19 protein-coding genes and 1 pseudogene are annotated in these 24050 nt (G+C 69.1%); 9 read left to right on the forward strand and 11 right to left on the reverse strand.

Annotation, left to right across the window (positions count from 1 at the left end; genetic code table 11):
* From ACI2LP_RS28760 to ACI2LP_RS28780, 5 genes are all read left to right on the forward strand, one after another.
* On the forward strand, positions 1–550 hold a 550-nt coding region (locus ACI2LP_RS28760; protein WP_404727444.1), incomplete at its 5' end, for an LLM class flavin-dependent oxidoreductase.
* 50 nt (positions 551–600) lie between these two features.
* Positions 601–1797: an MFS transporter gene (locus tag ACI2LP_RS28765; RefSeq protein ID WP_404727445.1), complete on the forward strand. Its 1197-nt coding sequence runs from the start codon at positions 601–603 to the stop codon at positions 1795–1797.
* Positions 1798–1912: 115 nt separating this feature from the next.
* On the forward strand, positions 1913–2791 hold the full coding sequence (locus tag ACI2LP_RS28770; protein ID WP_404727446.1) for an ABC transporter permease: 879 nt from the start codon (positions 1913–1915) through the stop codon (positions 2789–2791).
* A gap of 27 nt (positions 2792–2818) precedes the next feature.
* A complete protein-coding gene (locus tag ACI2LP_RS28775) occupies positions 2819–3814 on the forward strand; it encodes an ABC transporter permease (protein ID WP_404727447.1) in 996 nt (331 codons plus the stop codon).
* A gap of 63 nt (positions 3815–3877) precedes the next feature.
* Positions 3878–7687: an ABC transporter ATP-binding protein gene (locus ACI2LP_RS28780; protein ID WP_404727448.1), complete on the forward strand. Its 3810-nt coding sequence runs from the start codon at positions 3878–3880 to the stop codon at positions 7685–7687.
* A 103-nt stretch (positions 7688–7790) separates the two neighbouring features.
* Here the strand turns inward: ACI2LP_RS28780 and ACI2LP_RS28785 are convergent, their stop codons facing one another.
* Together ACI2LP_RS28785 and ACI2LP_RS28790 are read right to left on the reverse strand one after the other, a co-directional pair.
* Positions 7791–8564 carry a GntR family transcriptional regulator gene (locus ACI2LP_RS28785; RefSeq protein ID WP_404727449.1) on the reverse strand — a complete coding sequence of 258 codons (774 nt, stop codon included), beginning with the start codon at positions 8562–8564 and terminating at the stop codon, positions 7791–7793.
* Between the two features lie 178 nt (positions 8565–8742).
* A complete protein-coding gene (locus tag ACI2LP_RS28790) occupies positions 8743–9237 on the reverse strand; it encodes a riboflavin kinase (RefSeq protein ID WP_404727450.1) in 495 nt (164 codons plus the stop codon).
* Between the two features lie 275 nt (positions 9238–9512).
* Here ACI2LP_RS28790 and ACI2LP_RS28795 point away from each other — a divergent pair, with 275 nt between their 5' ends.
* Together ACI2LP_RS28795 and ACI2LP_RS28800 are read left to right on the forward strand one after the other, a co-directional pair.
* Positions 9513–9764 (forward strand): hypothetical protein, encoded by a 252-nt coding sequence (locus ACI2LP_RS28795; protein WP_404727451.1) that lies wholly within the window; start codon positions 9513–9515, stop codon positions 9762–9764.
* 213 nt (positions 9765–9977) lie between these two features.
* A complete protein-coding gene (locus ACI2LP_RS28800; RefSeq protein WP_404727452.1) occupies positions 9978–12869 on the forward strand; it encodes a helix-turn-helix transcriptional regulator in 2892 nt (963 codons plus the stop codon).
* A 144-nt stretch (positions 12870–13013) separates the two neighbouring features.
* Here ACI2LP_RS28800 and ACI2LP_RS28805 read toward each other — a convergent pair whose 3' ends face one another.
* The 8 genes and pseudogenes from ACI2LP_RS28805 to ACI2LP_RS28840 form a co-directional block, all read right to left on the reverse strand.
* The gene (locus tag ACI2LP_RS28805; RefSeq protein WP_404727453.1) at positions 13014–14858 is read right to left on the reverse strand and encodes a GDSL-type esterase/lipase family protein; all 1845 of its coding nucleotides are present in this window, start codon (positions 14856–14858) and stop codon (positions 13014–13016) included.
* Between the two features lie 216 nt (positions 14859–15074).
* Positions 15075–16013, reverse strand: coding sequence for a homocysteine S-methyltransferase (mmuM, locus tag ACI2LP_RS28810; RefSeq protein ID WP_404727454.1), 939 nt, complete (start codon positions 16011–16013; stop codon positions 15075–15077).
* A gap of 5 nt (positions 16014–16018) precedes the next feature.
* Positions 16019–16942, reverse strand: a complete 924-nt coding sequence (locus ACI2LP_RS28815; protein WP_404727455.1) for an LLM class F420-dependent oxidoreductase — start codon at positions 16940–16942, stop codon at positions 16019–16021.
* A 377-nt stretch (positions 16943–17319) separates the two neighbouring features.
* A pseudogene (locus ACI2LP_RS28820) lies at positions 17320–17802 on the reverse strand (DUF6099 family protein); the annotation flags it as partial.
* A 178-nt stretch (positions 17803–17980) separates the two neighbouring features.
* Positions 17981–18313 (reverse strand): nucleotide pyrophosphohydrolase, encoded by a 333-nt coding sequence (locus tag ACI2LP_RS28825; RefSeq protein ID WP_404727456.1) that lies wholly within the window; start codon positions 18311–18313, stop codon positions 17981–17983.
* A complete protein-coding gene (locus tag ACI2LP_RS28830) occupies positions 18310–19500 on the reverse strand; it encodes an ATP-binding protein (protein ID WP_404727457.1) in 1191 nt (396 codons plus the stop codon). Before ACI2LP_RS28830 ends, ACI2LP_RS28825 begins: the two co-directional genes overlap by 4 nt.
* 56 nt (positions 19501–19556) lie before the next feature.
* On the reverse strand, positions 19557–19955 hold the full coding sequence (locus ACI2LP_RS28835; RefSeq protein ID WP_404727458.1) for a cell division protein SepF: 399 nt from the start codon (positions 19953–19955) through the stop codon (positions 19557–19559).
* 105 nt (positions 19956–20060) lie between these two features.
* Positions 20061–20492 (reverse strand): nuclear transport factor 2 family protein, encoded by a 432-nt coding sequence (locus ACI2LP_RS28840; protein WP_404727459.1) that lies wholly within the window; start codon positions 20490–20492, stop codon positions 20061–20063.
* 118 nt (positions 20493–20610) lie between these two features.
* Between ACI2LP_RS28840 and ACI2LP_RS28845 the strand changes: the two genes are divergently transcribed.
* Entirely contained in the window at positions 20611–21183 is a 573-nt protein-coding gene (locus tag ACI2LP_RS28845) for a PadR family transcriptional regulator (RefSeq protein WP_404727460.1), read from the forward strand.
* A 37-nt stretch (positions 21184–21220) separates the two neighbouring features.
* Here ACI2LP_RS28845 and ACI2LP_RS28850 read toward each other — a convergent pair whose 3' ends face one another.
* Positions 21221–22396, reverse strand: a complete 1176-nt coding sequence (locus ACI2LP_RS28850) for an ROK family protein (protein WP_404727461.1) — start codon at positions 22394–22396, stop codon at positions 21221–21223.
* Between the two features lie 171 nt (positions 22397–22567).
* Between ACI2LP_RS28850 and ACI2LP_RS28855 the strand changes: the two genes are divergently transcribed.
* Positions 22568–24028 (forward strand): APC family permease, encoded by a 1461-nt coding sequence (locus tag ACI2LP_RS28855; RefSeq protein ID WP_404727462.1) that lies wholly within the window; start codon positions 22568–22570, stop codon positions 24026–24028.
* Positions 24029–24050 lie beyond the last annotated feature (22 nt).

Genomic DNA, 24050 nt, shown 5'->3' on the forward strand with positions numbered 1-24050 from the left:
CATCCGCGCCCGCGCCGAAGCAGCCGGCCGCAACCCCGACGAGATCAAACTCCTCTTCGTCGTCTCCCCCACCATCGCCGCCACCGAAGCCGAAGCCCGCGCCGAGGTCGAACGGGTTCTCAACCACCCGTCGTACATCGAGAAGTCACTGGTGAACATCTCGTCCAACACCGAGATCGACTTCAAGCAGTTCGACCTGGACGAGCCGCTCCCCGAGGGCCTGACCACCAACGGCGAACGCGGATCCCTGGAGTACTTCATGCGGGGCGACGGGACCCCCGGCCCCAAGACCCTGCGCGAGTTGGTGCTGCACCGCGCCAAGCGGGGTCTGGAGCTGGTGGGCACTCCGGAGCAGGTCGCCAAGAAGATGGGCGAGGCGATGGAGGAGGTCGGCGGCGACGGTTTCCTGATCAGCAAGCCCGGCTGGGACCTGTCCCGCAACTACATCAACGCCATCTGTGACGGCCTGATGCCCGCGCTGCAGCGCCTCGGGTACACGCGCACCGAGTACACCAAGTCCACCCTGCGCGAGACCCTCCGTGAGTTCTGATCGAGGCGGGCGTTGACCACGCCCCACACGTCCCACGGCCGGCGTTGATCGTGCCGGCGTACGCAGCCGACAGCGCGCTTGCCAGGTTCCGGGAGTCGGCCGGGCATTCGCTGACGATGATCCTGGTCGGGTTCGTCATGGCCATGACCGCGCCGATCGAGCTGCTCTACGCGATCAAGCTGGGACTCAGCCCGGTCCTCGTCACAGTCTTCATCGTGAGCTCCGCGGCCGGGCTGATCCTGGTCGACGTCCTGGGAACCCGGGTCGTCACCCGGATCGACGCTCGCTCAACGGCCGTGGTCGGGATGGTGCTCTTCGCGGTCAGCGAGGCCTGTTACGGGCTGGCTGACCGCGCGCCGGAGCTGATCGCCGCCCGGGTCGTCCAGGGCACCGCCAGCGCGGTGGTCGCCGGCGCAGCGCTGCAGGTGACGGTGCGGATGCGCGCTCGCCCGCACCGCGCTCTCGGCTCGAACGCGAGCCTGCAGATGCTCGGCGGCTCCGTCGGCGCCCCGGTCGGCGGCATCCTGGCCACACGGCTCGCGGGGGTCGATGGCTACCGGCTCGCCTTCGCGGTCTGCTGCGGAGCGGGCCTGGCGGCGGGCGCGCTGGTGGTCCTGCTGCTACCGCGCCTGCCGGCCTCGGACGAGCTCGGCGGACCCCGTATCGGTCTGCCCCGACTCGGGGTCCGCCGAGCAGTCCGCGTCGCGCTCGCGCTGGGGCTCTTCGGCAACTACCTGCGCAGTGGGATCGAAAACACCGCCTTCCCGCTGATCGGGGACGCAGCGGGTCTCACCGCCGCCGGCATCGGAATCTCCCTGGGCGTGCTCTCCATGGTGGAGATCGTGGTCCTCGGCACCTCGGGCACGCTGTTCGAGAAGGTCCCCCCGGCTCGAGCGCTCGTATGGGCGTTCGGGCTCGGTGTGATCGCCCTGGGCGCGCTTCTGGCCGCACATTCGCTCGGTGGTTTCCTTGCCGCGGCTGTGCTGTTCGGGCTCGTCGACGGAGTCGCTCTGGCAGCACCACCGGTGCTGGTCGTCGCCACCAGCCCGGACCCGTCGATCGCCGTGGCCACCTACCGGATCGCCTGCGGGGTGGGCTCGTTCAGCGGCTCGGGCAGCGTCAGCATGCTCTTCGGGGTGCTGGGAGCGACGGGGTGCGTGGTCGGCGGAGGGCTCGTCCTGCTGTGCGCTGCAGTGCTGGCCGGGTCGAGTCCCCTGCGTGAAACGCGCGCGATACGCGCGCAATGAACCAGCAACGAGATTGCACTGTCAATGCCACCACCGAGAGGTGCACTTGTTCCCGATGGATCCCATCAGGAGCCCGTGACCGCAGGGTCGAGGACGAGCAGGATGAGGAGGAATCATGGCCATTGCTGAGCCCTACGTCGCCAAAGATCTGGTCCCGGTCGGGACCAGGTTCGGTCAAGGCCTCAGACAGTATTTCCACGGCACGCCGGTGGCCGGCTGGGTCGCCTTCGCCGCGCTGGCGGCGATGTTCTTCATCGCGATCTTCGCGGAAGCCATCGCGCCCTACGACCCCCTGGTGCCGGCCGGGGCACCGATGTCCGCGCCCGGATCCGGCTTTCTTCTCGGGACCGACACGGTGGGACGTGACGTGCTCAGTCGCGTGCTCGTCGGCATGTCCACGAGTTGGTGGGGCGCCCTGGCGGTCGTCGCCTCCGGTGTCGTCTTCGGTGGGCTGGTCGGTCTCGTCGCCGGGGCTGTCGGCGGCATCGTCGACAACATCCTGATGCGGATCACCGACGTGTTCCTGGCGCTGCCCGGGCCGATCCTGGCGGTCGCGGTGGTCGCGGCCCTCGGCCCGTCCTACTTCCACACCCTCGTCGGCATCTCGATCGTGTGGTGGCCGTTGTACACGCGCATCATCCGCGCCGAGGTACGCAAGCTGCGGGCCTCTCCCCACATGGAGGCGGCCAAGATCTCGGGGGCCGGACCGTTGCGCCGGCTCACCAGACACCTGCTGCCCGGAGCCATCCCGGTCACCATCGTCACTGCGAGCCTGGACGTGTCAGCGCTGGTGTTGATGCTCTCGAGCCTCTCGTTCCTCGGTCTGGGTGCGCCGCAACCTGCGCCGGAGCTGGGGGCTATGAGCGCCCAAGGCATGACCAACATCTTCAGTGCGTGGTGGATCCCCGTGTTCCCTGCTGCAGCTGTCGCCCTGATCGCCATCGTGAGCAACTTCGCCGGCGACGCACTCAGGGACCGCATCCGTGACCGCTGACCCGACAGGCCAACGTGAGGTGGCATCATGCTGATGACCTTGGGGCGTCGGTTGCTTGGAGCGCTTCCCGTCCTGATCGCACTGGTCCTGCTGGTCTTCGTCCTGCAGAAGGTGGCGCCGGTCGACCCCGTCGTGGCCCTGGTCGGGGAGAAGGCACCGCCGGAGGTGTACGAAGCCGCCCGCCGGCAACTGGGACTCGACAAGCCGGTGCCGGTGCAGTTCTTCCATTACCTGGGGAACGCAGTGCAGGGTGACCTCGGCACCTCGACGGTGACGCGCTCGCTGGTCGCGTCGGACATCGTGAAGTTCCTGCCGGTCACGCTGGAGCTCGTGTTCATGGCACTCGTGCTGATCGCCGTGATCGGGTTCTTCCTGGGGCTGGCCACGGCGCAGCGGTGGCGCGGATCGGGGGTGCTGCGGGTGGTGATGATCTCTGGCGCGTCGGTGCCCGTGTTCCTGGCCTGCCTGATCGCGATGCTGGTCTTCTACCGCTGGCTCGACCTTCTGCCGGTCACCGGCAAGACATCGGCGTACGACGCGCCGCCGGGCCCGACCGGCTTCCTCCTGGTGGACAGCCTGCTGGCGGGTCGGCCGGGCCTGTTCCTCGACGGCCTGAAACATCTCATCCTCCCGGCGTTGTGCATCGCGATCGCACCTGCGGTGGCCGTTGGTCGCGTCCTGAGAAGCAGCCTGGAGGGCACCCTCCGAGCGGAGTACACCCGTACTGCCAGGGCCAAGGGCCTGAGCGGGAATCAGGTCCTCGTCAAGCACGCACTCCGCAACGCCCTCGGCCCGGTGCTCGCCTTGATGGGACTGCAGCTCGCCGGGATGATCGGGAACTGCATCCTGGTCGAGGCGATCTTTGCCAGACCCGGGATCGGCCTGTACATCTCACAGTCGATCGGCAAGGGAGACTTCAACACCATCGCCGGAATCACGCTGGTCGTCGGCCTCCTCTACGTGGTGGCCAACATCGTCGTCGACGTCCTCCAAGCCGCAGCAGATCCGCGGATCGCCGTCTGAGGCGCAATAGGCCGGCAATGCATGAGAAGGGGCGCGGAAATCCGCGCCCCTTCTCATGTGCCCATGACCACTCCACTCGACATCCGCGATGCAGACTCCCTCGAGCCCGACGTGGAGGTGGCCACCCAGTACCGTCCGGTGTACATGCGCGGGACCCTCCAACTGCTGGCACCCGTGCTCGACCGGCGGGAGCGCTTGCGTATCTGGCTCGGCGTCGGGTGCGCCGTCGTCACGATGGGCCTGATGGGCCTCATCCCGCTGATCCAGCAGGTCGTTCTCGACGACACGATCCTGTCCGAGAGGCGTTCCCGAGCCGTCTGGATCACGCTCCTGCTCGTCGCCGGACTCGCCGGCTTCGTGGCGAACTACCTGCGCCGCACGATCGGCGGGAGAGCCGCCGTGCGCGTCCAGCGGGACCTCCAGATCAAGCTGCACCGGCACATGCAGTACCTGGACGCCTCGCGACGCGACGAGCTGCGTGTGGGGGACGTGATGTCCCGGGCGACATCGGACCTCACCCTGATCCAGATGTTCCTCCAGCAGATGGGCCTGGCGTACGGCAACATCACCTTGCTCATCGTGTCGCTGGCCGTGATGGTCTACCTCTCCCCCCTCCTGGCAGCAGTGATGCTGGTGGCCGTTCCCGTGTTCCTCGGTGTGGCCATGAGGTTCCGTAGCCGGTCGTTCCCCGCGAGCTGGATGGACCAGCGGTTCCAGGGCAGCGTGGCCGGGGTCGTGGAGGAGGCGGTCACCGGAGTCCGGGTCGTCAAGGCTTTCGGGCAGGAGGAGCAGGAGCAGACGTCGCTCAACGACGAGGCGCGCAAGCTTTTCCAGTCCCGGCTCCGCACCGCGAGGATCAACGCGGTGTTCGGCGCCGGCCTGGATGCCATCCCCGGTCTCACCCAGCTGGCCATCCTCGGCTTCGGGGGCTGGCTTGTCATGGAGGACCAGGTCTCGCTCGGCGTGTTCCTCGCCTTCTCCAGCTACGTCCTGCAGCTGGTCGCCCCGGTGCGTTTCCTGTCCGGGCTGATGGCCACCAGCCAGCAGGCGCGAGCCGGCGCCCAGCGGGTCGTCGAGCTGCTGTCGACGCAATCACGCGTGCAGGAGCGTCGCCACGCCGTCCGGCTGGAGAACCCCGCAGGGCTGCTCGAACTCGACCATGTCGACTTCCGTTACCCCGGTGGCGACTTGGTGTTGCACGACATCTCGCTGCGGGTGAACCCGGGGGAGCGGATCGCCGTCGTGGGGGCCTCGGGTTCGGGGAAGTCCACCCTGGCCCACCTCATCGCCCGGTTCCACGACCCCACGTCGGGAGTGGTGCGCATCGACGGCCGCGACATCCGCGAGTACAGCCTGACCTCGCTGCGTGCCGCGGTCGGGATGGTGTTCGAGGAAGGCTTCCTCTTCTCGACGACGATCCGCGACAACATCGCGTTCGGCAGGCCGACGGCCACCGCCGACGAGGTGGAGCACGCGGCGGTCGCAGCCCATGCACACGGCTTCATCGCCGGGCTCCCCGACGGCTACGACACCGTCGTGGGCGAACGCGGCTTCACCCTGTCCGGCGGGCAACGGCAACGACTCGCACTCGCCCGAGCGGCGCTGACCAACCCCCAGGTGCTGATCCTTGACGACGCCACGTCGGCCATCGACGCGCGGACGGAGCACGCCATCCACCGCTCGCTGGGGGAGGTCCTCGCCCAGCGGACGACCGTGCTGATCGCCCACCGGCACTCGACCCTCCTTCTGGCGGATCGGGTCATCGTGCTCGACCACGGCCGGATCGTCGACGTCGGGACCACCGAAGAGCTGCTCGAGAGATCCCAGCTCTTCCGTGAGCTCCTGACCGGACCCGACGCGAACTTCGAGGCAGGGCCTGAGGAACCGGTCACCGAGCTGGACCCCGCCGCCTGGCCGGAGGACGTGTCACGGCTGGGCGCGCCCAAGATCAGCAGCCACACCAGCGAGGCCGCCACGCGGGCGGCGTCCGGCTCGCACGGCCCCGGTATGAGTGGCGACACCTCGACCCTCGCCGGTTTGGCCACGGTGTCACCCACGCTGCTCCAGGCCGTGGAGCGCCTCCCCGAGCTGCGCGGCGAGCCCGACATCGACCTCGCAGAGGCAGTCGCGCCACACGACCGGTTCTCCATCGGGAGCGTCTTCCGGTCCTTCACCAAGCCGCTGTTGCTGGTCTCGGTCATGGTGGTCGTCGACGCCGTGTCGTGGATCGCGACGCCCGTGCTGATCAAGTTCGGCATCGACCACGGCGTCCTCCAGCACTCCCGCCAGATGCTCACCTGGGTCTGTGTTGTCCTCCTGGCCATCCAAGGCGTCATCTGGGTCAACAGCAGGGTGATGATCTACTCCGCCCAGCGCACTGCCGAGCGCATGCTGTTCGGGCTGCGGGTGCGAACGCTCGCGCACCTGCAACGACTCTCGCTCAACTACTACGAGCAGCACATGGCCGGCACGATCATGACCCGGATGACCTCCGACGTCGAGGCCTTCGCCCAGCTGTTGCAGCAGGGACTGCTGACCGCGATGGTGAGTCTGCTGTCGTGCGCCGGAATCGCCGTTGCCCTCGTCATCTTCGACGTCCAGCTCGCCCTCGCCGTCTCGGCGGTGCTGCCGATCCTGGTGGTCACGACGCTGTGGTTCCGCTCCGCTTCGGGGAAGACATACCTGACCGCGCGCCACCGGGTGTCGGTGCTCTACGCCACCATGCAGGAGAGCCTCGCCGGCGTCGCGGTCAGCCAGGCCTACTGCCGGCAGCAGGCGAACGAAGCGCGGTTCGCGACGCTGGCCGACTCCTACTGCGAGGCCCGGATTCGCTCGGCCGAGCTGATCGCCCGGTTCTTCCCGCTGCTCCAGCTGTTGAGCACCGTCTCCAAGGCCATCGCGCTCGCGGTCGGCGCCCCGCGTGTCATCGAGGGTGACCTGTCCTACGGGCTGCTGATTGCGTTTCTGCTCTACCTCGACCAGTTCTTCACGCCGATCCAGCAGCTGTCCCTCGTCTTCGACCAATGGCTACAGGCGAAGGTCGCGGTCGTCCAGCTGCGAGAGCTCCTGCAGACGCCGACGGGCACCCCGCTCGCCGAGGACCCCGTCGTCCCGGGGCGCCTGTCCGGCAGGATCTCCCTGGACCACGTGACGTTCGCCTACGAGAGCACAGGCCTGGTCGCCATGGACGACGTGAGCCTCGAGATCCCGCCCGGGCAGGTCGTCGCTCTGGTCGGCACCACCGGTGCAGGCAAGTCGACCCTGGTCAAGCTGGTGGCCCGGTTCTACGACGCCTCAGCGGGCACGGTGAGTCTCGACGGCATCCCGATCAAGCAGCTCGACCTGGCGGCCTACCGCCACCAACTCGGGTTCGTCCCCCAGGAACCCTTCCTCTTCTCGGGGACGATCCGTTCCAACATCGCCTACGGGAAACCCGAGGCGCCCGACCTTCTCGTGGAGCGGGCCGCGCGCGCAGTGGGGGCACACGCCTTCATCGCCGAGCTGGCGCTCGGCTACCACACCCCGGTGAGCGAGCAGGGCCGGTCACTGTCGGCCGGCCAGCGCCAGCTGTTGAGCCTGGCGCGGGCACTCCTCGTCGACCCCGCGATCCTGCTGCTCGACGAGGCGACGGCCAACCTGGACCTCGCCACCGAGGCACGCGTCCAGCGAGCGATGGGACTGGCCGCGAGGGGACGTACGACGCTGCTGATCGCGCATCGGCTCCAGACGGCACGAGCCTCCCAGCGCATCTTGGTCGTGGACAACGGGCTGATCGTCGAGGACGGCTCCCACGACGAGCTCCTCAAGCTGGGAGGCCACTATGCGGCGCTGTGGGCGGCGATGGTGACGAGTGCCGCCCACAGCCACGAGTGAAGGGCTGGACACGACGCCCGGTCGGGCCAGGCCGCAACGGTCGGCGGGCTGCCGGGGGGGGGTGAGGTCGTGGGCTGTCCTCCGGCAGGCTGATCGGCGTGTGTCAGACCGATCGGACGGCGTGGGTCTGGAAGGCGATCAGGTCGCTCCGCAGCCGGAACTGCGACAGCGCCCTGGGCTGGCCCTGCTCGTCCTCCAGGACGTCCTCCAAGAAGAGCATGGGCGCTCCGACCTCCACCCCCACCAACCACGCGGACTGCTCGTCGGCTGCGATCGCACCGATCGTCGTCGACTTGCTTCCGCGGATCCTGACGTCAAAATGCTTCTCCAGGAACAAGATCGCGTCAGGTTCGTCGACAACGACGCCTCGGGACTCCTCGGGACTCAGCGCGACGTAGCTCACCGAGATGCCCAGCACCATCTCGTGCTGGAGGAGGAGCGACTCCATCATGAGCACGGTCCAGTCCCCCACGAGCTGCAGTCGCTCACGCACCAGGCCCGGGCAACCCAGGGTCTGGTACTCCAGGGCACGGAGCTGGGTGTGGATGGCCCTCTCGCCGCCGAACGCCTCTACGGGGGCGATGTGGTTGATCCGCAAGGTCGTCACGCGGGCAGAGCGCGTGCCCCGCTTCGGGCTGCGCGTGACCAGACCGTCCTTGGCCAGGAGCTGCAGGACCGCACGCACCGTGTTGCGGCTCGCCGACAAGGCGCCGGTCAGCTCCCCCTCGACCAGGTACTGGCTCTCGCAGCTGCTCTGGAGGGAGGAACGCAGGAGGTCGTAGGCCCTGCGCATCGAGTTGTTCAGCCGGTCCGGAGTCTGGCGGTGCCGTTGGTACAGCGTCTCGGGGCGCACCGGCCCGACAGGGTGGGTGGTCACCGCCGACCGTCACGGTTCTGCGGCGTGACGAGGCAACAGATCATCTGCACGAGGAAACCCCCTTCGAAGCGGCGGCCATCCAGCCTGATCATGGAAGCATGGGAGTGTTGCCTCAATCGTCCTCAGATGCGACGTACATATTGCGCCATCGGTTGCCCTCTGGACAGCAGGTCGCCCCTCAGAGCTGGTCGGCAATGCCGTCGGATACTCGCAGGCGAACGTTCGAATTCAGCCAGAGCCGGGCGTCGGCGATGTCCTGGTGCATCTGCTTCACCAGCGCCTCGATGTCGGAGAAGCGGCGCTGCGGTCGAATCCTGTGGTCGAGAAAGACCCGCAGCCACTGACCGTAGAGGTCGCCGGAGAAGTCCAACAGGTGTGCTTCGAGGAGGCGGATCCCGTCGCGACCGTAGAAGGTGGCCCTCCGGCCGACCGACACGGCTGCGCCGTACGTGTCGCCGTCGGGCAGCTGCACGAGCCCAGCCCACACACCGTCGCTCGCGCTCTCGTCGCCGAGCACGATGTTGGCTGTGGGGAAGCCGAGTTCGCGGCCCCGCCGGTCGCCATGCTCGACCCGTCCCTCGATGAGCCCCACCTGCTTGGGCGCTGATCTGTCCGCATATCGACGAAGCCTCAGTCGCGCACCAAACGGCACGCCGAGGACGGTGCTGGTCAAGGTCGAGTCCATCCTGTCTGCTCCTGCGGCTCGGCGGGAACGGTTGGGTCAAGGACCAGTGCGACGGATCCCCATTGCGGGCGAACGAGCCGGCGGTGACGTCTGGATTGCGCCGTTGCGGGCTGCGATGCGCATCCCTGCCGGCGCGCCTCCGGACGTCGACAACGGGCCGCGGCCTGCCTCCTCCTCTCCTCCCCGAAGCGCCAAGGCCAGCGCAAAGGACCCGCAACCAGAGAGTGACCCCAGAGCAACAGCGGCGCGCTTGACTCCCCGGCATGAAGTTCCGAGGCACTAGGTATCGGCGCTGGAACGGCCCTCGGCGTAAGACGCCGCGCGACCATCGCGTCATCGCATCGGTCCGGGACACTCGCCGCACCCGGCTGCTGGTCGATGCCGCCCAGCAGGCCGGCCCCACCGAGCTCAACCACGAGTGGCTGGCCGACCGAACGGGGGTACCCCTCGGCTACCTCGTCTGGCGGTATCCGACCGCCGCCGACCTGCGCGCCCTCAGGTCGCTGTCCACGTGAGCCGCGCTCCGGTCCGGGGGGCCCGGCGACCCGGGCGGACGGGACATGTGTGACGACCAACCTTCCAACAACCTTGCTGTGGTGCCTGAAGCTATTCCCCAGAGCGGGAACTGCGTGTCTCCTGTTGCGATGCGGAACACCCCTGACGCCATGAGTGGGCTGCCCAGTCCTCGTGACGGCTCACGCCCACCGCGAAGGCAGGCGACGCCGCTTGTGGACCGGGACTGGGAGGTAACACGGCTGTGCACAGCCCTCGATGCCTGCTCCCACGGCAGGTCGACGGTCGTCGAGATCACCGGGGACCCGGGGCTGGGCAAGACCAGGCTCCTTGCGGAGATCGCCTCGCATGCCCGCGCCACCGAGGTGACCGTACTGTCGGGCCGGGCCTCGGAGTACGAGCAGGAGCGCCCGTTCGGGGCCGTCGTCGAGTCGCTGCGCACCCGTCTGGAACAGGCGCCAAGCCGGGCAGAGCCCGCTGTGGACGAGGAGACCCGGGCACTGCTGGATCTGGTGATGGCAAGGTCCTCGCGGCCGGTCCCCCGCGCCCCACAGCTGCTCGACGTCGAACGGTTCCGGCTGTTCGGCGCGGTGAGCCGGCTGCTGGAGAGCGCAGGCGGGGACGGCGGCGTCCTGCTGTGTCTGGACGACCTGCACTGGGCGGACGACGGCACGCTCGAGCTGCTGCACTACCTGCTCCGCAATCCTCCTGCGGTGCCTGTTGTCCTGGCCTGTTCGTATCGGCCGAGGCAGGCCCGGCCGCGGCTGCTGGCGTGCTTTCCGGAGACGGTCGACGGCTACCGGGTGGAGCGACTCCGGCTCGCCCCCCTCGATCGGCGTGCCGGAGACCTCATTCTCGGCACGGAGCTGGCGACCGAGCAGCGTGACAGGCTGTACACCACCAGCGGAGGAAATCCCCTCTACCTCGAAGTGCTTGCGCGGCTGGCAGCCCACTCGCAGGCAGCATCCGCGCACTTCTCGTCTCAGTGCCCGGGCCAGTTCGTCGATCTTCCGGGTTCCCTGCGGGCGGCGCTGGTCAGGGAGGTGGCGCTGCTCAATCCTGAGCAGCTGTCGGTGCTGAGGGCGGCCGCGGTGCTCGGTGACCCGTTCGATCCGAACCTGCTCGCCACGGTGGCGGACCTGGCACTCGGGCCGACCTTGGAAGCGCTTGACGTCCTGGCCGAAATGGATCTGGTCCGCCGTGGTGAACCGTCCGGCCGGATGCTGGAGTTCCGGCATCCGCTTCTGCGGGAGTTGATCTCGGGTGAATCGCCGCCCGGCTGGTGTCTGGCCGCTCATGCCAGGGCCGACCGGGCGCTGCGCGAGGCCGGGGCAGGCCCGGTGGCACGGGCCCCCTACGTCGCGCGGTCGGCCGAGGCCGGCGATCTGGACGCGGTTCACCTGCTGCGCGAGGCTGCCGAGCGCACCATGTACTCGGTGCCGGCGACCGCGGCGTCCTGGCTGACGGCCGCGTTACGGCTGCTGAAGCCCGCGGATGCCGGATCGGGGGAACCACGGCTCGGCGTGCTGCTGGCGCTGGCCCGCGCCCTGGGGCTGACCGGCGACCTTGTGGGCTTTCGAGCGGCTCTCAAGGAAGCGCTGGGCCTGCTGCCGCCCGACCAGCGCAGCCGGTGGGTGGGGGTGGTGGCGCTGCAGGCGAAGGTCGAGCGGATTCTGGGCAGCATCAGTGAGGCGCGGTCGGTCCTGGAGGCTGAACTGGCCGCGTGGCCCCGGAGCAGCGGCGTGGCCAACCCGCTGCGGCTGGAGCTTGCGACCGTGCGCATGATTCAGCGGGCGTACGACGAGTCGGCGGCCTACCTGGACACAGCTGTGCAACACGCGAACGAGACCGGTGACCGGGGCACCCGGATCGCAGCCGACGCGTGCCGTGCCCTGGGCGCTGCCTACAGCGGGAAGACCGAAGCGCTACTGGCCCATGCCTCGGACGCCGCTGCGGCCGTGGACGAGATGGAGGACGCGGAGCTGGTCGCCTTCCTCGATCCGCTGAGCCAGCTCGGCTGGGCCGAGTTGCTCGCCGAACGCTACGACAACGCCGTACGGCACGTGACCCGCGGCATCCGGATCGCCCGCGACACCGGGCAGAGCCATGTCATGCCGTACCTGCTCCTGAGCCATTCGTGGGCACATCGCGCGGTCGGCCAACTTGCGGAGGCGGTCGGCTCGGCGGAGGCCGCCGAAGAGATGGCGTATCTCTTGGGCCAGTCCGATCTGCTCGGATACTCGCTGGCGCTGCGCGCCCGAGCCATCATGATCCGTGATCATCCGGTGACGGCGGCGCCGCTCGCCGAACGCGCCCTGCGAACTGTCCGCGCCCGTGGACGGCTCTGGGGCCTGACCGCCGGGGTGCTCTCCCTCATACGCTTCGAGCAGGGGCGCCTGGACGACTGCGTCTCGCTGGTGCAGGACATCATCGATCAGCCGCGGCACTCGGCGCCGACGCACTCCATCAAGGCCACGTTTTTCAGCACGGCGGCACAGGCAGAGGCGGCGCGCGGTCGATTGGAAGCGGCGCGCACTTGGGCGCGGCGAGCCGCGGAAGCGGCCACGGCGGTCGGACTTCGAGGCCAGCACGGGCACGCGGCCGTGGCGCAGGCCTGCCTTGTGGGCCGCGATGCGAAAGCAGGCGTCGAGTTACTCGGCTCGGCGGTGGCGGACTTCGCGTCCACCCGGCAGGTACTCGTCGAAGGAAGGACCCGGCTGGCGCTTGCCAGGGCGCAGGCCGCGGCGGGGCAGTTCGGTGCAGCGACGGAGAACGTCGGCCAGGTCAAACAGACCGCGGTCGCGTACGGTGCCGGCCATCTGCATGTGCAGGCAGTCAATGCGCAGCGCCGGATCGGAGCGATGGGGCCTCGCGTGCGATCTGCGGCCCCGTCCCGGCTCTCACCGCGTGAGAGCTCCGTTGCTGAGCTGGCGACCCAAGGTCTGTCCAACCGGGACATCGCAGAAAGGACGTTCCTGTCTGTGAAGACCGTCGAGGCCCACATGACCCGGATCTTCCGCAAACTCGGTGTTGATTCCCGATGGGCCCTGGCCCAGGCCTTCGGCGAACGTCAGGACAGCGAGGGCGATGCTGCCGCCGAGCCCTGACGGGCCAGACCAGGGCGCGGATCGCGCGCACCTTTCGCACGCGATCCGCGCCGGCTTGGAGGGCAGGCATTCAGCTCACGCCCACGCGACCTGATGGCACACGGTCGCTGATCGGGTCAGGAGGCTGAGGCTTCCGTTCCTGGATCAGAACCCCGAATCGAAGGAGCCCGAGTCGAAGGAGCCGGAGTCGAAGGAGCCCGAGTCGAAGGAGCCCGAGTCGAAGAACCCCGGGTCAGAGAACCCTGGGTCAGAGAACCCCGGGTCGGTAATGGGCTCAGTCACAACCGGATCAGAGAAGCCCGGGTCAGTGATGGGATCAGGCACAACCGGGTCCGGCACAACCGGGTCAGAGAACCCTGGGTCAGAGAAGCCCGGGTCAGTGATGGGATCAGGCACAACGGGGTCCGGCACAACCGGGTCAGAGAAGCCCGGGTCAGTGATGGGATCAGGCACAACGGGGTCCGGCACAACCGGGTCCGGCACAACGGGGTCAGAGAAGCCCGGGTCGGTGATGGGCTCGGGCACTACCGGGTCCGGCACTACCGGGTCGGGCACTACCGGGTCCGGCACTACCGGGTCCGGCACTACCGGGTCCGGCACTACCGGGTCCGGCACTACCGGATCAGGCACTACCGGATCAGGCACTACCGGATCAGGCACTACCGGATCAGGCACTACCGGATCAGGCACTACCGGATCAGATACAACGGGGTCCGGCACAACCGGGTCTGGCATACCCGGGTCCTGGGTACCCGGATCCGGCACTACCGGATCAGGCACAACCGGATCAGGCACAACCGGGTCCGGCGTACCCGGATCAAGCTCAACCGGGTCCGGCGGTGCCGGAGGGTTTTCCGGTGCCGTGTCTACGGGGGGCAGCGGGTCCGGCTCCGGGGCCGGCGGGCCGACGAGTCCCTGGTTGCCCAGTTCGTGGATGACGGCCTGGTTCACCGTCGGAGTCAGCGTGTTGGCTATGAGTGCCTGGCCAAGGTCGTTGGGGTGGTACGAACCCTGCACGTTCAGGAAGTCGAGGCCGTTCAACCCCTCCTGCGGCGAGAAGAGCTCATGCCCGGCCAGCGCCTGAGACACATCCGCGTACGTGACGTTGGCACCGGTCTGCTGCGCCGCCAGCTGGGTCGCTTGCTGGTTCAGCGAGTTGATGGTCGACCCGAACTCGTTGACCAGCTGCGCCTCGCGATTGCTGATCAGTAACTCGCTCACCGGAGAGGGAGAGCCGCCCTGGATGGCGTCGGGCATGACCTTCGGGTACCCGAGGGTGACGATCGTGGCGCCCGGAGCGGCCCGGGAGGCGATGTCCTGATAAACCGCCGCCTGCTGGCTGAGGTAGGTCCCGTCCTGCAGCGGCGCCATCATGCCCGGGAATGCCTGCTCCGTGGTCGACTCCCTGGAGGTGACGACGGTGTGCGCCAGGTTGCCGAATCCCGCGTCGTTGCCGCCCACGCCGACGATCACGATGTTGGCGTTGTCGACCGCGTCGATCTGCGGCGAATGCTCGAACTCCGTTCCCGGCCGTACCGTCTCGTACAACGATCCGCGGGTCGCTCCCGAGACCGGGACGAACGTCACGTCGAACGTCACATGGGGGTTCTCCTGCGCGATCTTGTCGATGGCGCGGAGAGTCGGGGCGGTCGCGGACTGGTGGGCAGGGTCGATCTGGTTCAGGACGGAGCCCTCGGCTCCTGTCACCTGCACGGTCCTGTAGGTACCCGCCGAAGCACCCTCGCCACTGGTGTAGGAGTCACCGATCACGGTGATGCGTACGTGCCCCGGGTCGCCGGCCGCCGCATTGGCTGTACCGGCGAGTGACCCGAGCAGGGCGGAGACTCCGATCGCCTGGCCGCTGACGATCGCTGCGCGACGCACGACCGGGTTGTGGCGTTTCGGTCGGGCATGGCGCCCATGACGTTTGGTCACAGAACAGACCTCTCGTGGGGGGGGTTGGCATGAGTGGGAAGCCTCGCGGGACACGGGTCCCGCCCGGGCTCAGACAGAGTTTCGTCTGCCGGCCGCGCCCGTAGCATTGGGGAAGACCCCATAACTTCGGCTGCCGCCCACGCCATCCGACGCGTGGTGGTCCGTGACCCCGGCGATGCTCCGGGGCAAGGGAGAGATCGACCAGCGTCAGGCCGGAAGCGTGACAGCGTCACGAACTGCTATGCGGGCTCGCATGCCCGTCGGCCGCATTCACCCATCGCGACCAGGGAATTCCTCCAGGCCGCCGCCACTTGCGAGGGCCGCGGCGAGCTGCAGGATCTGCCCCGGTCCCACCCGGCAGCAGCCGCCGACCAGTCGTGCTCCGGATGCCCGCCAGTCCCGCGCCCTCGCCAGGTCGTATGTTGCCCCGCCCCGCCACGCCCGCTCCTCCGCGTCCCATTTCTCCCCGCTGTTGGGGTAGACGACCACCGGCTTGCCGGTCACCGCAGCCGCAAGCCCGACCGCGCGGTCCGCGTCACTCGGCTCGAAGCAGTTCACCCCGACTGCGATCACCTGGTCCTGGCCGGCGGCCAGGGCGAAGGCATCCGTCAGCTGCTGGCCCGCCCGGGTGCGCTCGCCGGTGATGCTGTACGAGAGCCAGACCGGCACCCCGCACCCGCCGACCGCCCGCAGCAGCGCCTCCGCCTCGTCCATGTCCGGCACCGTCTCCAGCGCGAGTACATCGGGACCGGCCGCGGCAAGGGCCTCGATCCTCGGGCGGTGGAAGCGCTCCAGTTCCCGTACGGTCAGCCCGTACCGCCCGCGGTACTCGCTGCCGTCTGCGAGCATCGCGCCGTACGGCCCGACCGAGGCCGCGACCCACACCTCCTGCTCGCTCAACTCCCCCGCGCTGCGGGAGAGTTCGACGCTGCGGGCCATCAGTCTCGCAGCCTCCGGGGGCGCGACTCCGCGCCGCGCGAAACCCTCGAAGGTGGCCTGGTAGCTGGAGGTGATGAGCACCTGCGCACCCGCTCGCACATACGCCGCGTGGGCCGCCTCGATCTGACGTGGATCATCGGCGAGCAGCCGCGCCGACCAGAGCGCGTCGGACAGCTCACAGCCCTGCGCCTCCAGCTGGTTGGAGAGACCGCCGTCGAGGACGACGGTCCCTTCGGCGAGGGCGGCGGCGAGGGCACGGGCGGGGCGCATGACGATCAGCTCAGTTGGGACTGGACCTGAGAGGAGATCAGATCCAGGTGATCGAGGTCGTCGAGGTCCAGGACCTGGAGGTAGATCCGGGACGCTCCGATGGCGCCGTACAGGCCGATCTTGTCGACCACTTCATCGGGCGAGCCGGCCAGCCCGTTCGCCTTGAGTTCGTCCACCTCCCGTCCGATCGCGGCCGCGCGGCGCGCCACCTCTGCGTCGTCCTTGCCCACGCAGACGACCAGGGCGTTGGAGTACACCAGGTCGTCCGCGCCCCGCCCAGCCGCCTCCGCGGCGGCGCGGACCCGGCCGAACTGCCGCTCGCTGTCCCCGATCGAGGCGAACGGAATGTTGAACTCGTCTGCGTACTGCGCGGCCAGCCGCGGGGTGCGGGTCGCTCCGTGTCCGCCGATCAGCACCGGCACCTTGCCGTTGACGGGCTTCGGCAGGGCGGGCGATTCGGTCAGCCGGTAGTGCGCACCCTCGTACGAGAAGGTCCTGCCGATCTCGGTGGCCCACAGCCCGGTGACGATCGCCAGCTGCTCCTCCAGCCGCGCGAACTTCTCCTTCGGGAACGGGATGCCGTACGCCTTGTGCTCCTCCTCGAACCAGCCCGCGCCCAGCCCCAGCTCGACCCGGCCGCCCGACATCTGGTCGACCTGTGCGACCTGGATGGCCAGCACGCCCGGCAGCCGGAAGGTGCCGGCGGTCATCAGCGTGCCGAGACGGATCCGCTTGGTCTCGCGGGCCAGCCCGGCCAGGGTGATCCAGGCATCGGTCGGCCCGGGCAGCCCGTCGGCCGACCCCATGGCGACATAGTGGTCGGAGCGGAAGAAGGCATCGAAACCGAGGTCCTCTGCGGCCTTGGCAACGGTCAGCAGGGTGTCGTAGCTCGCCCCTTGCTGGGGCTCGGTGAAGATTCGAAGATCCATGCATCCATCCTGCACCTTCGAACGGCCGTCAATCCCGCCGTCCCCGCCCGGCCGGCACCGGCCCGGTCGGGTGAAGCCCGGTCAACCCGGTGGGGCGCGCCCGACCTCGCCAGTGACTGGCTCGCGGCACCGGTCGTCGGCTCGGGCGGAGCCGGAACGCCCGGCCCGCACGCCGACGGGCGTCGGCGCTTTGAACGCTTTCACGGTCATGACGGCCCCGCCGCCAAGTCCACAGCGTCCCTCGAGGGAGCCGAATCAGCCGGGGCGGCCGGCTCCTCCCTCCGAGACGGCTCCTCCCTCCGAGACGGCTCCTCCCTCCGGGACGGCTCCGGCGCTTCCAGCGCCTCCGGCACATCCGGAGGCCTCGCCACCACTACCGGATCGACCAGGCGCCGGATCGTACCGGGCGGCCTCTCCGCGTCCCGCGCCGCGAGCCGCCGCAGCATCCCCCGCACCCGGTCACTCGACTCGTCGGCGGCGTCTATCGCCTCGATGCACTGCCAGTACAACCCCTCCTCGTCCGTCGCGCACGCGACCCCGACCAGGGCGATCCCCACTTCCCCCAGCAGCACACTCAGCCCGAGCAACGTCCCTCGTTCATCCGCCACTTGGGACAGCTGCGCGGCTCTGACCCCGCCGCTGCGCACCATCGGGTGGTCGAGCACCCCGCACCCGCGTCCTCCGATCTCGCTCAGCCCTCGTGCCTCGCCTCTGAGCTCCGGCGGCCCGTACGCCGCCAGCCTGTCTCCGATCGCCTTCGCCAGGGCTTGGGCCTGCCAGGCCTCCGCCACGATGTCCGGCACCGCCCGGCTCTGCGCCAAGGCATGCCGGCTGACTCCGATCAGCCGCTCCGCATCCATGTACGCGCCCCCGTTCGTACGACTTACTGCCCACCCAGTTCATTACCCAGAGTGAAGGTGCTTGAGCCTAAACTCCAGGGGAATTCGGAAATCTGTGGACACGAAGCTCAGTGTGAATATCTCGGTAACTCCATAGAGTGACGAAGGTGTGTTCAGCGATCATCGGACCCGCCGAGGATCACTTCAACGGGAACCGGATTTCGTTCCGGTCGATCTTGTCGGAGAGCGCCGCCAGGACGTCGATCCCGAGCACCTCGCAGAACTGCAGCAGATACGCCAGCACGTCCGCGACCTCGTCCCGCACCCGGTGTGCCGACTCCTCCTTGTCCATCACCCCCGCCGACTGCTCCGGGGTCAACCACTGGAAAATCTCCACCAGTTCGGAGGCCTCGACGCTCAGCGCCACCGCCAGATTCTTCGGTGTGTGGTAGGGCTCCCAGCCGCGCGCCGCCGCGAACTCGGCCAGCCGGGCCTGCAACGCCGCCACATCCAGTCCGTCTTCTCTCGTCACGCCACCAGGTCTACCACCGTCACACCGTCCACCCCGCGCGCGTACGACGCATCGGCCACGGCCCCCACCAGCCGGACATGGCCCCGGGCACAGATCTCCGCACCCAGCGAGAGAAGTTGGCGCGCCTGCCGCGGGTCCAAGCAGCGGTCGAACCCGTCGGCGAGCACGGTGAGTGCCTGGTAAGCCTCCGGCACCTCGGCCGCGCAGTCCATGGCCAGCACGCCCGGCCCGGTGAGCAGCACGAGCGCGAGTGCCAGATATCTCAACTCGCCCTCGCCGAGCCGCCCCACGGGTGTAGCCCCCCGCTCGCCGCCCCTGCCGAGCAGCGCCCGGACCCTTCCGTCGGCCAACTCCTCGACGTCCAGGCCCTCCACCGAGCCCGCGCATCCCACCCGCGCCGCCGCGGCCAGCCGCGCATGCCGCTTGGCGCACTGGCTCCGCGTCCGATGCAGCACCTCGGCGAGGTTGTCGCAGCCGCGCCGCAGCCGCCCCTCCCCCGCCGCCACCGGCTCGCGCATGCGGTGCGGCTGCGGGTCGCAGGCGAAGACCGATCGCAGCGCCACGACCACCTGCTCGGCGGCCGCCAGCACCTGCAACTGCCCCTGCGTCTTGCCGGCCACGCGCAGCGGCAGCAGAGCCGTGCCGAGCCGGTTGTCGGGCAGGGGCGCCCGCGTCACGGCCACGGCCCCGGCCGTGTGCCAGGCCGCCTGCACCGACGACCGTCCGGGATCGCGCAGTGCTGTGGTCAGCAGGGTCTGCCCGCTGCTGGTCAACCGCTCGCCGACGACGCGCAGTTCGGGTTCCGCCTGTACGGCGAGGTCGAGTTGTACGGGCCCGGCGGGGCCGTCGACGGTGCAGCCGATCCGGAATCCACGCCGCCCCTGCCGGTCGGGCTCCGCCCACTCCGGCACGCATGCCGCGGGATCCGGGAAGACCGCCTCCAGCTCATCGCCCGCGCCCAGCCGCGCCAGCGCCTCGTACGCCTGGAGTGCACTCGATTTGCCGCTGCCGCTCGCCCCCGCGAACAGCGTCAGCGGACCGAGCGGGAAGGCCGCGCCCCGGTGCGTCCCGAAGGCGGAGAGCCGCAGTTCGGTGACCGCGGGGCGGGCGCTGTTCGCGCCGCGGAGGGCAGTGGTCGCGCCGTGGTGGGGGGTGTTCGGGCCGTGGTGGGGGGTGTCTTGGTCCATGAGCCGGACGGTACGCAGCGCGAAATGCGCCGAACCGTTCCGCCTCCACGACCTTCCTACGAATGAGGGACGGCGGCCACCGCGATCCCTTCGACCTCCGTGCCGACCGGCGCGAGTAGGAAGACATTCCGGTCGACCCGGTGCATCCCGCTGCCCAGGCCGAAGACAACACCACTGCTGAAGTCCAGGATGCGCTTGGCGACTTCGGTGTCGGCGCCGGTGAGGTCGAGGAGCACCGGAATCTGGGCGATGAGGTACTCGGCGACCTCGCGCGCGTCGGCGAAGACCTGCACCCGCAGCACAACGAACCGACGCTGCTCGACCGCCGCGTAGTCCTCCGGGACGGTGCGGTGATCGACCCGCGACGGCCACTCGTTTCGACTGCGCAGCGGAACGACTTGGGCCAGGCCCTCCCACTGCTCGTCGGTGACGTCGTACCTCTCGTACCTACTCATGGGCACCATCCTCGCGCTCCTCACCCGTTCGGCCCAACAGCGACACGGGCGAGTCGGCCGCGGATCCTGCGCGCGGGCCGTCGGCCCGCGCGCAGGGTGGGGCGATCAGCCCCCGGCGGGGCCGGGCACGAGGCCGTCGGCGACCAGGCCCGCGAAGACCGCCTCGCTCAGCGCCTGGACCGCGGACAGGGGGCGCACCATCACGGTGAACTCCTTGATCCGGCCCGTCTCGTCGAACTGGAGCAGGTCGATGCCGTGGATCTGCTTGCCGTTGACGACGGCCCGGAAGAGCAGGATCTCGGAGGGGGCCTCCTCGCCGTCCGCGCTCGTCTCGGCCGCGCCCTGGAACTGCCCCACGTAGCGGAAGTCCTCGAAGGTGCGCAGCAGTACGCCGAAGAGGCCGAGCACCATCGGCCTGCCCTCGAACGGGGTGAACTTCACCGGGCTGTAGAAACGCACATCCTCGGCGAACAGGTCGTCCAGCTCGCCGGGATTCCGCTTCTCCACGGCCGCGCGGAAGCGTTCGGCAGTGTCCATGACTCCTCCTGATACAGACGCCTTGATGCGCTCTGACCCAGACCCTCATACTCAAGAATCTGACTAGTCACTTTCTTGAGTATCATGAGGGCCGGGACCAAGGGAAGGGGTTGCTGCGATGGCCTTGCGACATGCCGTACTGGCGGCACTGCTGGACGGCGAGTACAGCGGATACCAGCTGGCCAAGGCGTTCGACGTCGGCGTCGCGAACTTCTGGCACGCGCTGCCCCAGCAGCTGTACGCCGAGCTGACCAGGCTGGAGAAGGAAGGTCTTGTCGCAGGCAGGCAGGTGGTGCAGGAAACCCGGCCCAACAAGCGCCTGTTCACGGTCACCGATGCGGGGCTCGCCGAGCTGGAGCAGTTCGCCGCCGCCGCGTCGAAGCCCTCCTTCGTCCGGGACGACCTGCTCGTGAAGGTGCAGGCCGCCGACCGCATCGGCACAGGTCCCGTGATCGAGCAGCTCGAGGAGCGCGCAGCCGTCGCCGAGGGCAAGATCGAGCTCTTCGGCAAGCTGCTGCGGCAGATGCGGGGCGCGGCGGACGAGGACGAATTCCTGCGTCACGGCAGGCGGATCGGGCCGTATCTGACCTGTCTGCGCGGTCTGGCGTTCGAGAAGGACAACCGCGACTGGTGCCGGCGGATCGCCGCGGTGCTGAGGGAACGGCAGTCGGACCGCGCCGCCCTGACCTGACGTCTACGAGGCCGACGACGTCGCCGGCGTCGGGGTGCTACCCCGGCGCTCGCCGTTCGAACACCACATCCCGTGCCGTGTCCAACGCCGTGGCCACCGCCCCGAGCAGCACCGCGTCCTCGCCGAGCGCGCTGGGTGCGATCTTCGGGCGCAGCGGGGTGAGGGACTTGAGGGTGTCGCGCACGGTGCGCAGCAGCAGGTCGGCGCTGTGGCCGACGCCGCCGCCGAGTACGACCAGGTCCGGGTCGAGGACGGCGGCCACGGCGGCCACCGTGTGGGCAAGCCGTTCGCCCTCCTGCCGCACGGCCTTGGCGGCGGCGGGGTCGTCGTGGCGTGCGGCGTCGAAGACGTCCTTGGCGGTGAGCGGCCCGGTCATTCCGAGTGCGCGGGCGGCCTCGACGACGGCCTCGCCGGAGACCGCATCCTCCAGGACGTCGGGCTTCTGCCGTCCCGGCCAGGGCAGAAAGCCGATCTCGCCGGCCGCTCCGTGCGCGCCGGTGAACAGCCGGCCCTCATGGACGACGCCCATGCCCAGGCCGGTGCCGATCATCACGTAGACGAAGAGCCGGCTGCCCGCGCCGGCACCGAAGGCGTACTCGCCCAGAGCGGCGAGGTTGGCGTCATTGTGGACGGCCAGCGGCATGCCGAGTTGCTCCCGCATGCGGTCGAAGAGACCGGCACGGCCCCAGCCGGGCAGATTGACCGCGTAGCGCACGCGGTGGTTCTCCTCGTCGTACACACCCGGGGTCGCGACCACAGCCTGGATCACGCGCTCGCTTTCGACGCCGCTCTCGGCGACGACCTGGTGGGCGGTGGCGACGACGAGGTCGGCCATGGTGCCCGAGGTGCGGGCCCGGTTGCGTACGTCGGCGCGGGTGACGACCGAGCCGTCCAGGTCGGCGAGTGCAACCCGCAGCCAGTCGCGCCCGATGTCGATACCCAGCGCGTATCCCGCTGCCGGATCGGGGGCGTAGAGCACGGCGACCCGGCCGCGTTCGGGGGCGTGAGTGCCCGCCTCCCGCACCAGACCGGCCTGTTCCAGTGCGGCCAGAGCGCTGGAGACGGTCGGTTTCGACAGTCCGGTCTCGCGCGCGAGCTGGGCGCGGGAGGCGGCCCCGCCCGCCCGCAGCCGGCCGAGCAGCAGCCGCTCGTTGGCGCTGCGCAGCCGCTGCCGGTTCCAGCGCTGCTCCGCGCTCTCCTCGCTGCTGGTCATGCCGTCATTCTCACGCATCTCCTGTCGGCCTCTTGACGGTCCAAGTAAAGCTCCTTAACTTAATCCCACCCGGAGCTGTCATGCCTCCCTGTACTGGTCAAGTACCGGCGAAGTACCGGTTGAAACGGTCACAACTCCCCGCCCCGCCACCTGAGATCAGGGAGGCTCCCCATGTCCGGAACCCCACCGCCGGCCGACGGCTTTGTGCGCCGCATCGGCCCCTTCCAGGCCACCGCCATCAACATGAGTCAGATGTGCGGCATCGGACCGTTCGTCACCATTCCGCTGATGGTCGCCGCCTTCGGCGGTCCGCAGGCCGTCATCGGCTTTGTCGCCGGCGCGGTGCTCGCGCTCGCCGACGGCCTCATCTGGGCCGAACTCGGTGCGTCCATGCCCGGATCCGGCGGCAGTTACGTGTATCTGCGCCAGGCCTTCCAGTACCGCAGCGGCAAGCTCATGCCGTTCCTGTTCGTATGGACGGCCATGCTCTTCATACCGTTGATCATGTCGACGGGCGTGGTGGGCTTCGTGCAGTACCTCGGCTATCTCGCGCCCGGGCTGGGGCAGAGCTCCGGCGATCTGATCGGACTCGGCGTCATCGCCCTCGTGATCCTGCTGCTGTGGCGGGGCATCGAGCACATCGCCCGGATCACCGCCGTGATGTGGACCGTCATGATCGCCTCGGTCGCCCTCGTCATCGTGGCCTCCGCCACCCACTTCGACGCCGGCCTGGCCTTCACCTACCCGGCGCACGCCCTGGAGTTCAGCAGCAACCACTTCTGGATCGGCTTCGCCGCGGGCCTGACGATCGGCATCTACGACTATCTCGGCTACAACACCACCGCCTACATGGGCGCCGAGATCCAGGACCCGGGCCGCACCCTGCCGCGCTCGATCATCTTCTCCGTCCTCGGCATCATGGCGATCTATCTGATGCTGCAGATCGGCACCCTCGGCGTCATCGACTGGCATCGGATGACCGACCCCGGCGACATCGCAGCCACCTCGGTCGCCTCCGCCGTGCTGGAGGAGACCTGGGGCAAGGGCGCCGCCCAGACGGTCACCGTCCTGATCCTCATCACCGCCTTCGCGTCCGTCTTCACCGGGCTCCTCGGCGGCTCTCGGGTGCCGTACGACGCCGCACGCGACCGCGTCTTCTTCCGTCCTTACGGCAGGCTCCACCCCAAGCACCGCTTCCCGATGCTGGGTCTGGCCACCATGGGCGTCGTCGCGGCCGTCGGCTTCCTCATCGGCCGCCACACCGACCTGGCCACGCTCATCCAGCTGCTGACCACCGTGATGGTGATCGTCCAGGCGCTGGCGCAGGTCGTCGCCGTGACTGTGCTGCGCAAGCGGCAGCCGGGGCTGCGCCGTCCGTACCGGATGTGGCTCTATCCGCTGCCGAGCGTCATCGCGCTCGTCGGCTGGCTGGTCATCTACGGATACGCCGACAAGAACTCGCCCGGCCGCCACCCCATCGAATGGTCGCTGGCCTGGCTGGCGCTCGGCTGCGTGGCCTTCGTGGTGTGGGCACGGTACGAGAAGGTGTGGCCCTTCGGGCCCAGGGAGGTCTCGGAGGAGTACCTCACGCCACACGGCACCGGGACCGAATCGATCACGGCGACGCCCTGACACACACATCCGAGGACCTCGC

This window comes from Streptomyces sp. NPDC019890 (assembly GCF_044903445.1).
GTDB lineage: Bacteria > Actinomycetota > Actinomycetes > Streptomycetales > Streptomycetaceae > Streptomyces.

Coding starts and splice junctions, on each gene's coding strand:
- ACI2LP_RS28850 (WP_404727461.1), bottom strand. CDS start 22,396: ATGACCAGCAGCGAGGAGAGCGCGGAGCAGCGCTGGAACCGGCAGCGG.
- ACI2LP_RS28775 (WP_404727447.1), top strand. CDS start 2,819: ATGCTGATGACCTTGGGGCGTCGGTTGCTTGGAGCGCTTCCCGTCCTG.
- ACI2LP_RS28855 (WP_404727462.1), top strand. CDS start 22,568: ATGTCCGGAACCCCACCGCCGGCCGACGGCTTTGTGCGCCGCATCGGC.
- ACI2LP_RS28830 (WP_404727457.1), bottom strand. CDS start 19,500: ATGGACCAAGACACCCCCCACCACGGCCCGAACACCCCCCACCACGGC.
- ACI2LP_RS28770 (WP_404727446.1), top strand. CDS start 1,913: ATGGCCATTGCTGAGCCCTACGTCGCCAAAGATCTGGTCCCGGTCGGG.
- ACI2LP_RS28815 (WP_404727455.1), bottom strand. CDS start 16,942: ATGGATCTTCGAATCTTCACCGAGCCCCAGCAAGGGGCGAGCTACGAC.
- ACI2LP_RS28845 (WP_404727460.1), top strand. CDS start 20,611: ATGGCCTTGCGACATGCCGTACTGGCGGCACTGCTGGACGGCGAGTAC.
- ACI2LP_RS28835 (WP_404727458.1), bottom strand. CDS start 19,955: ATGAGTAGGTACGAGAGGTACGACGTCACCGACGAGCAGTGGGAGGGC.
- ACI2LP_RS28780 (WP_404727448.1), top strand. CDS start 3,878: ATGACCACTCCACTCGACATCCGCGATGCAGACTCCCTCGAGCCCGAC.
- mmuM (WP_404727454.1), bottom strand. CDS start 16,013: ATGCGCCCCGCCCGTGCCCTCGCCGCCGCCCTCGCCGAAGGGACCGTC.
- ACI2LP_RS28840 (WP_404727459.1), bottom strand. CDS start 20,492: ATGGACACTGCCGAACGCTTCCGCGCGGCCGTGGAGAAGCGGAATCCC.
- ACI2LP_RS28795 (WP_404727451.1), top strand. CDS start 9,513: ATGAAGTTCCGAGGCACTAGGTATCGGCGCTGGAACGGCCCTCGGCGT.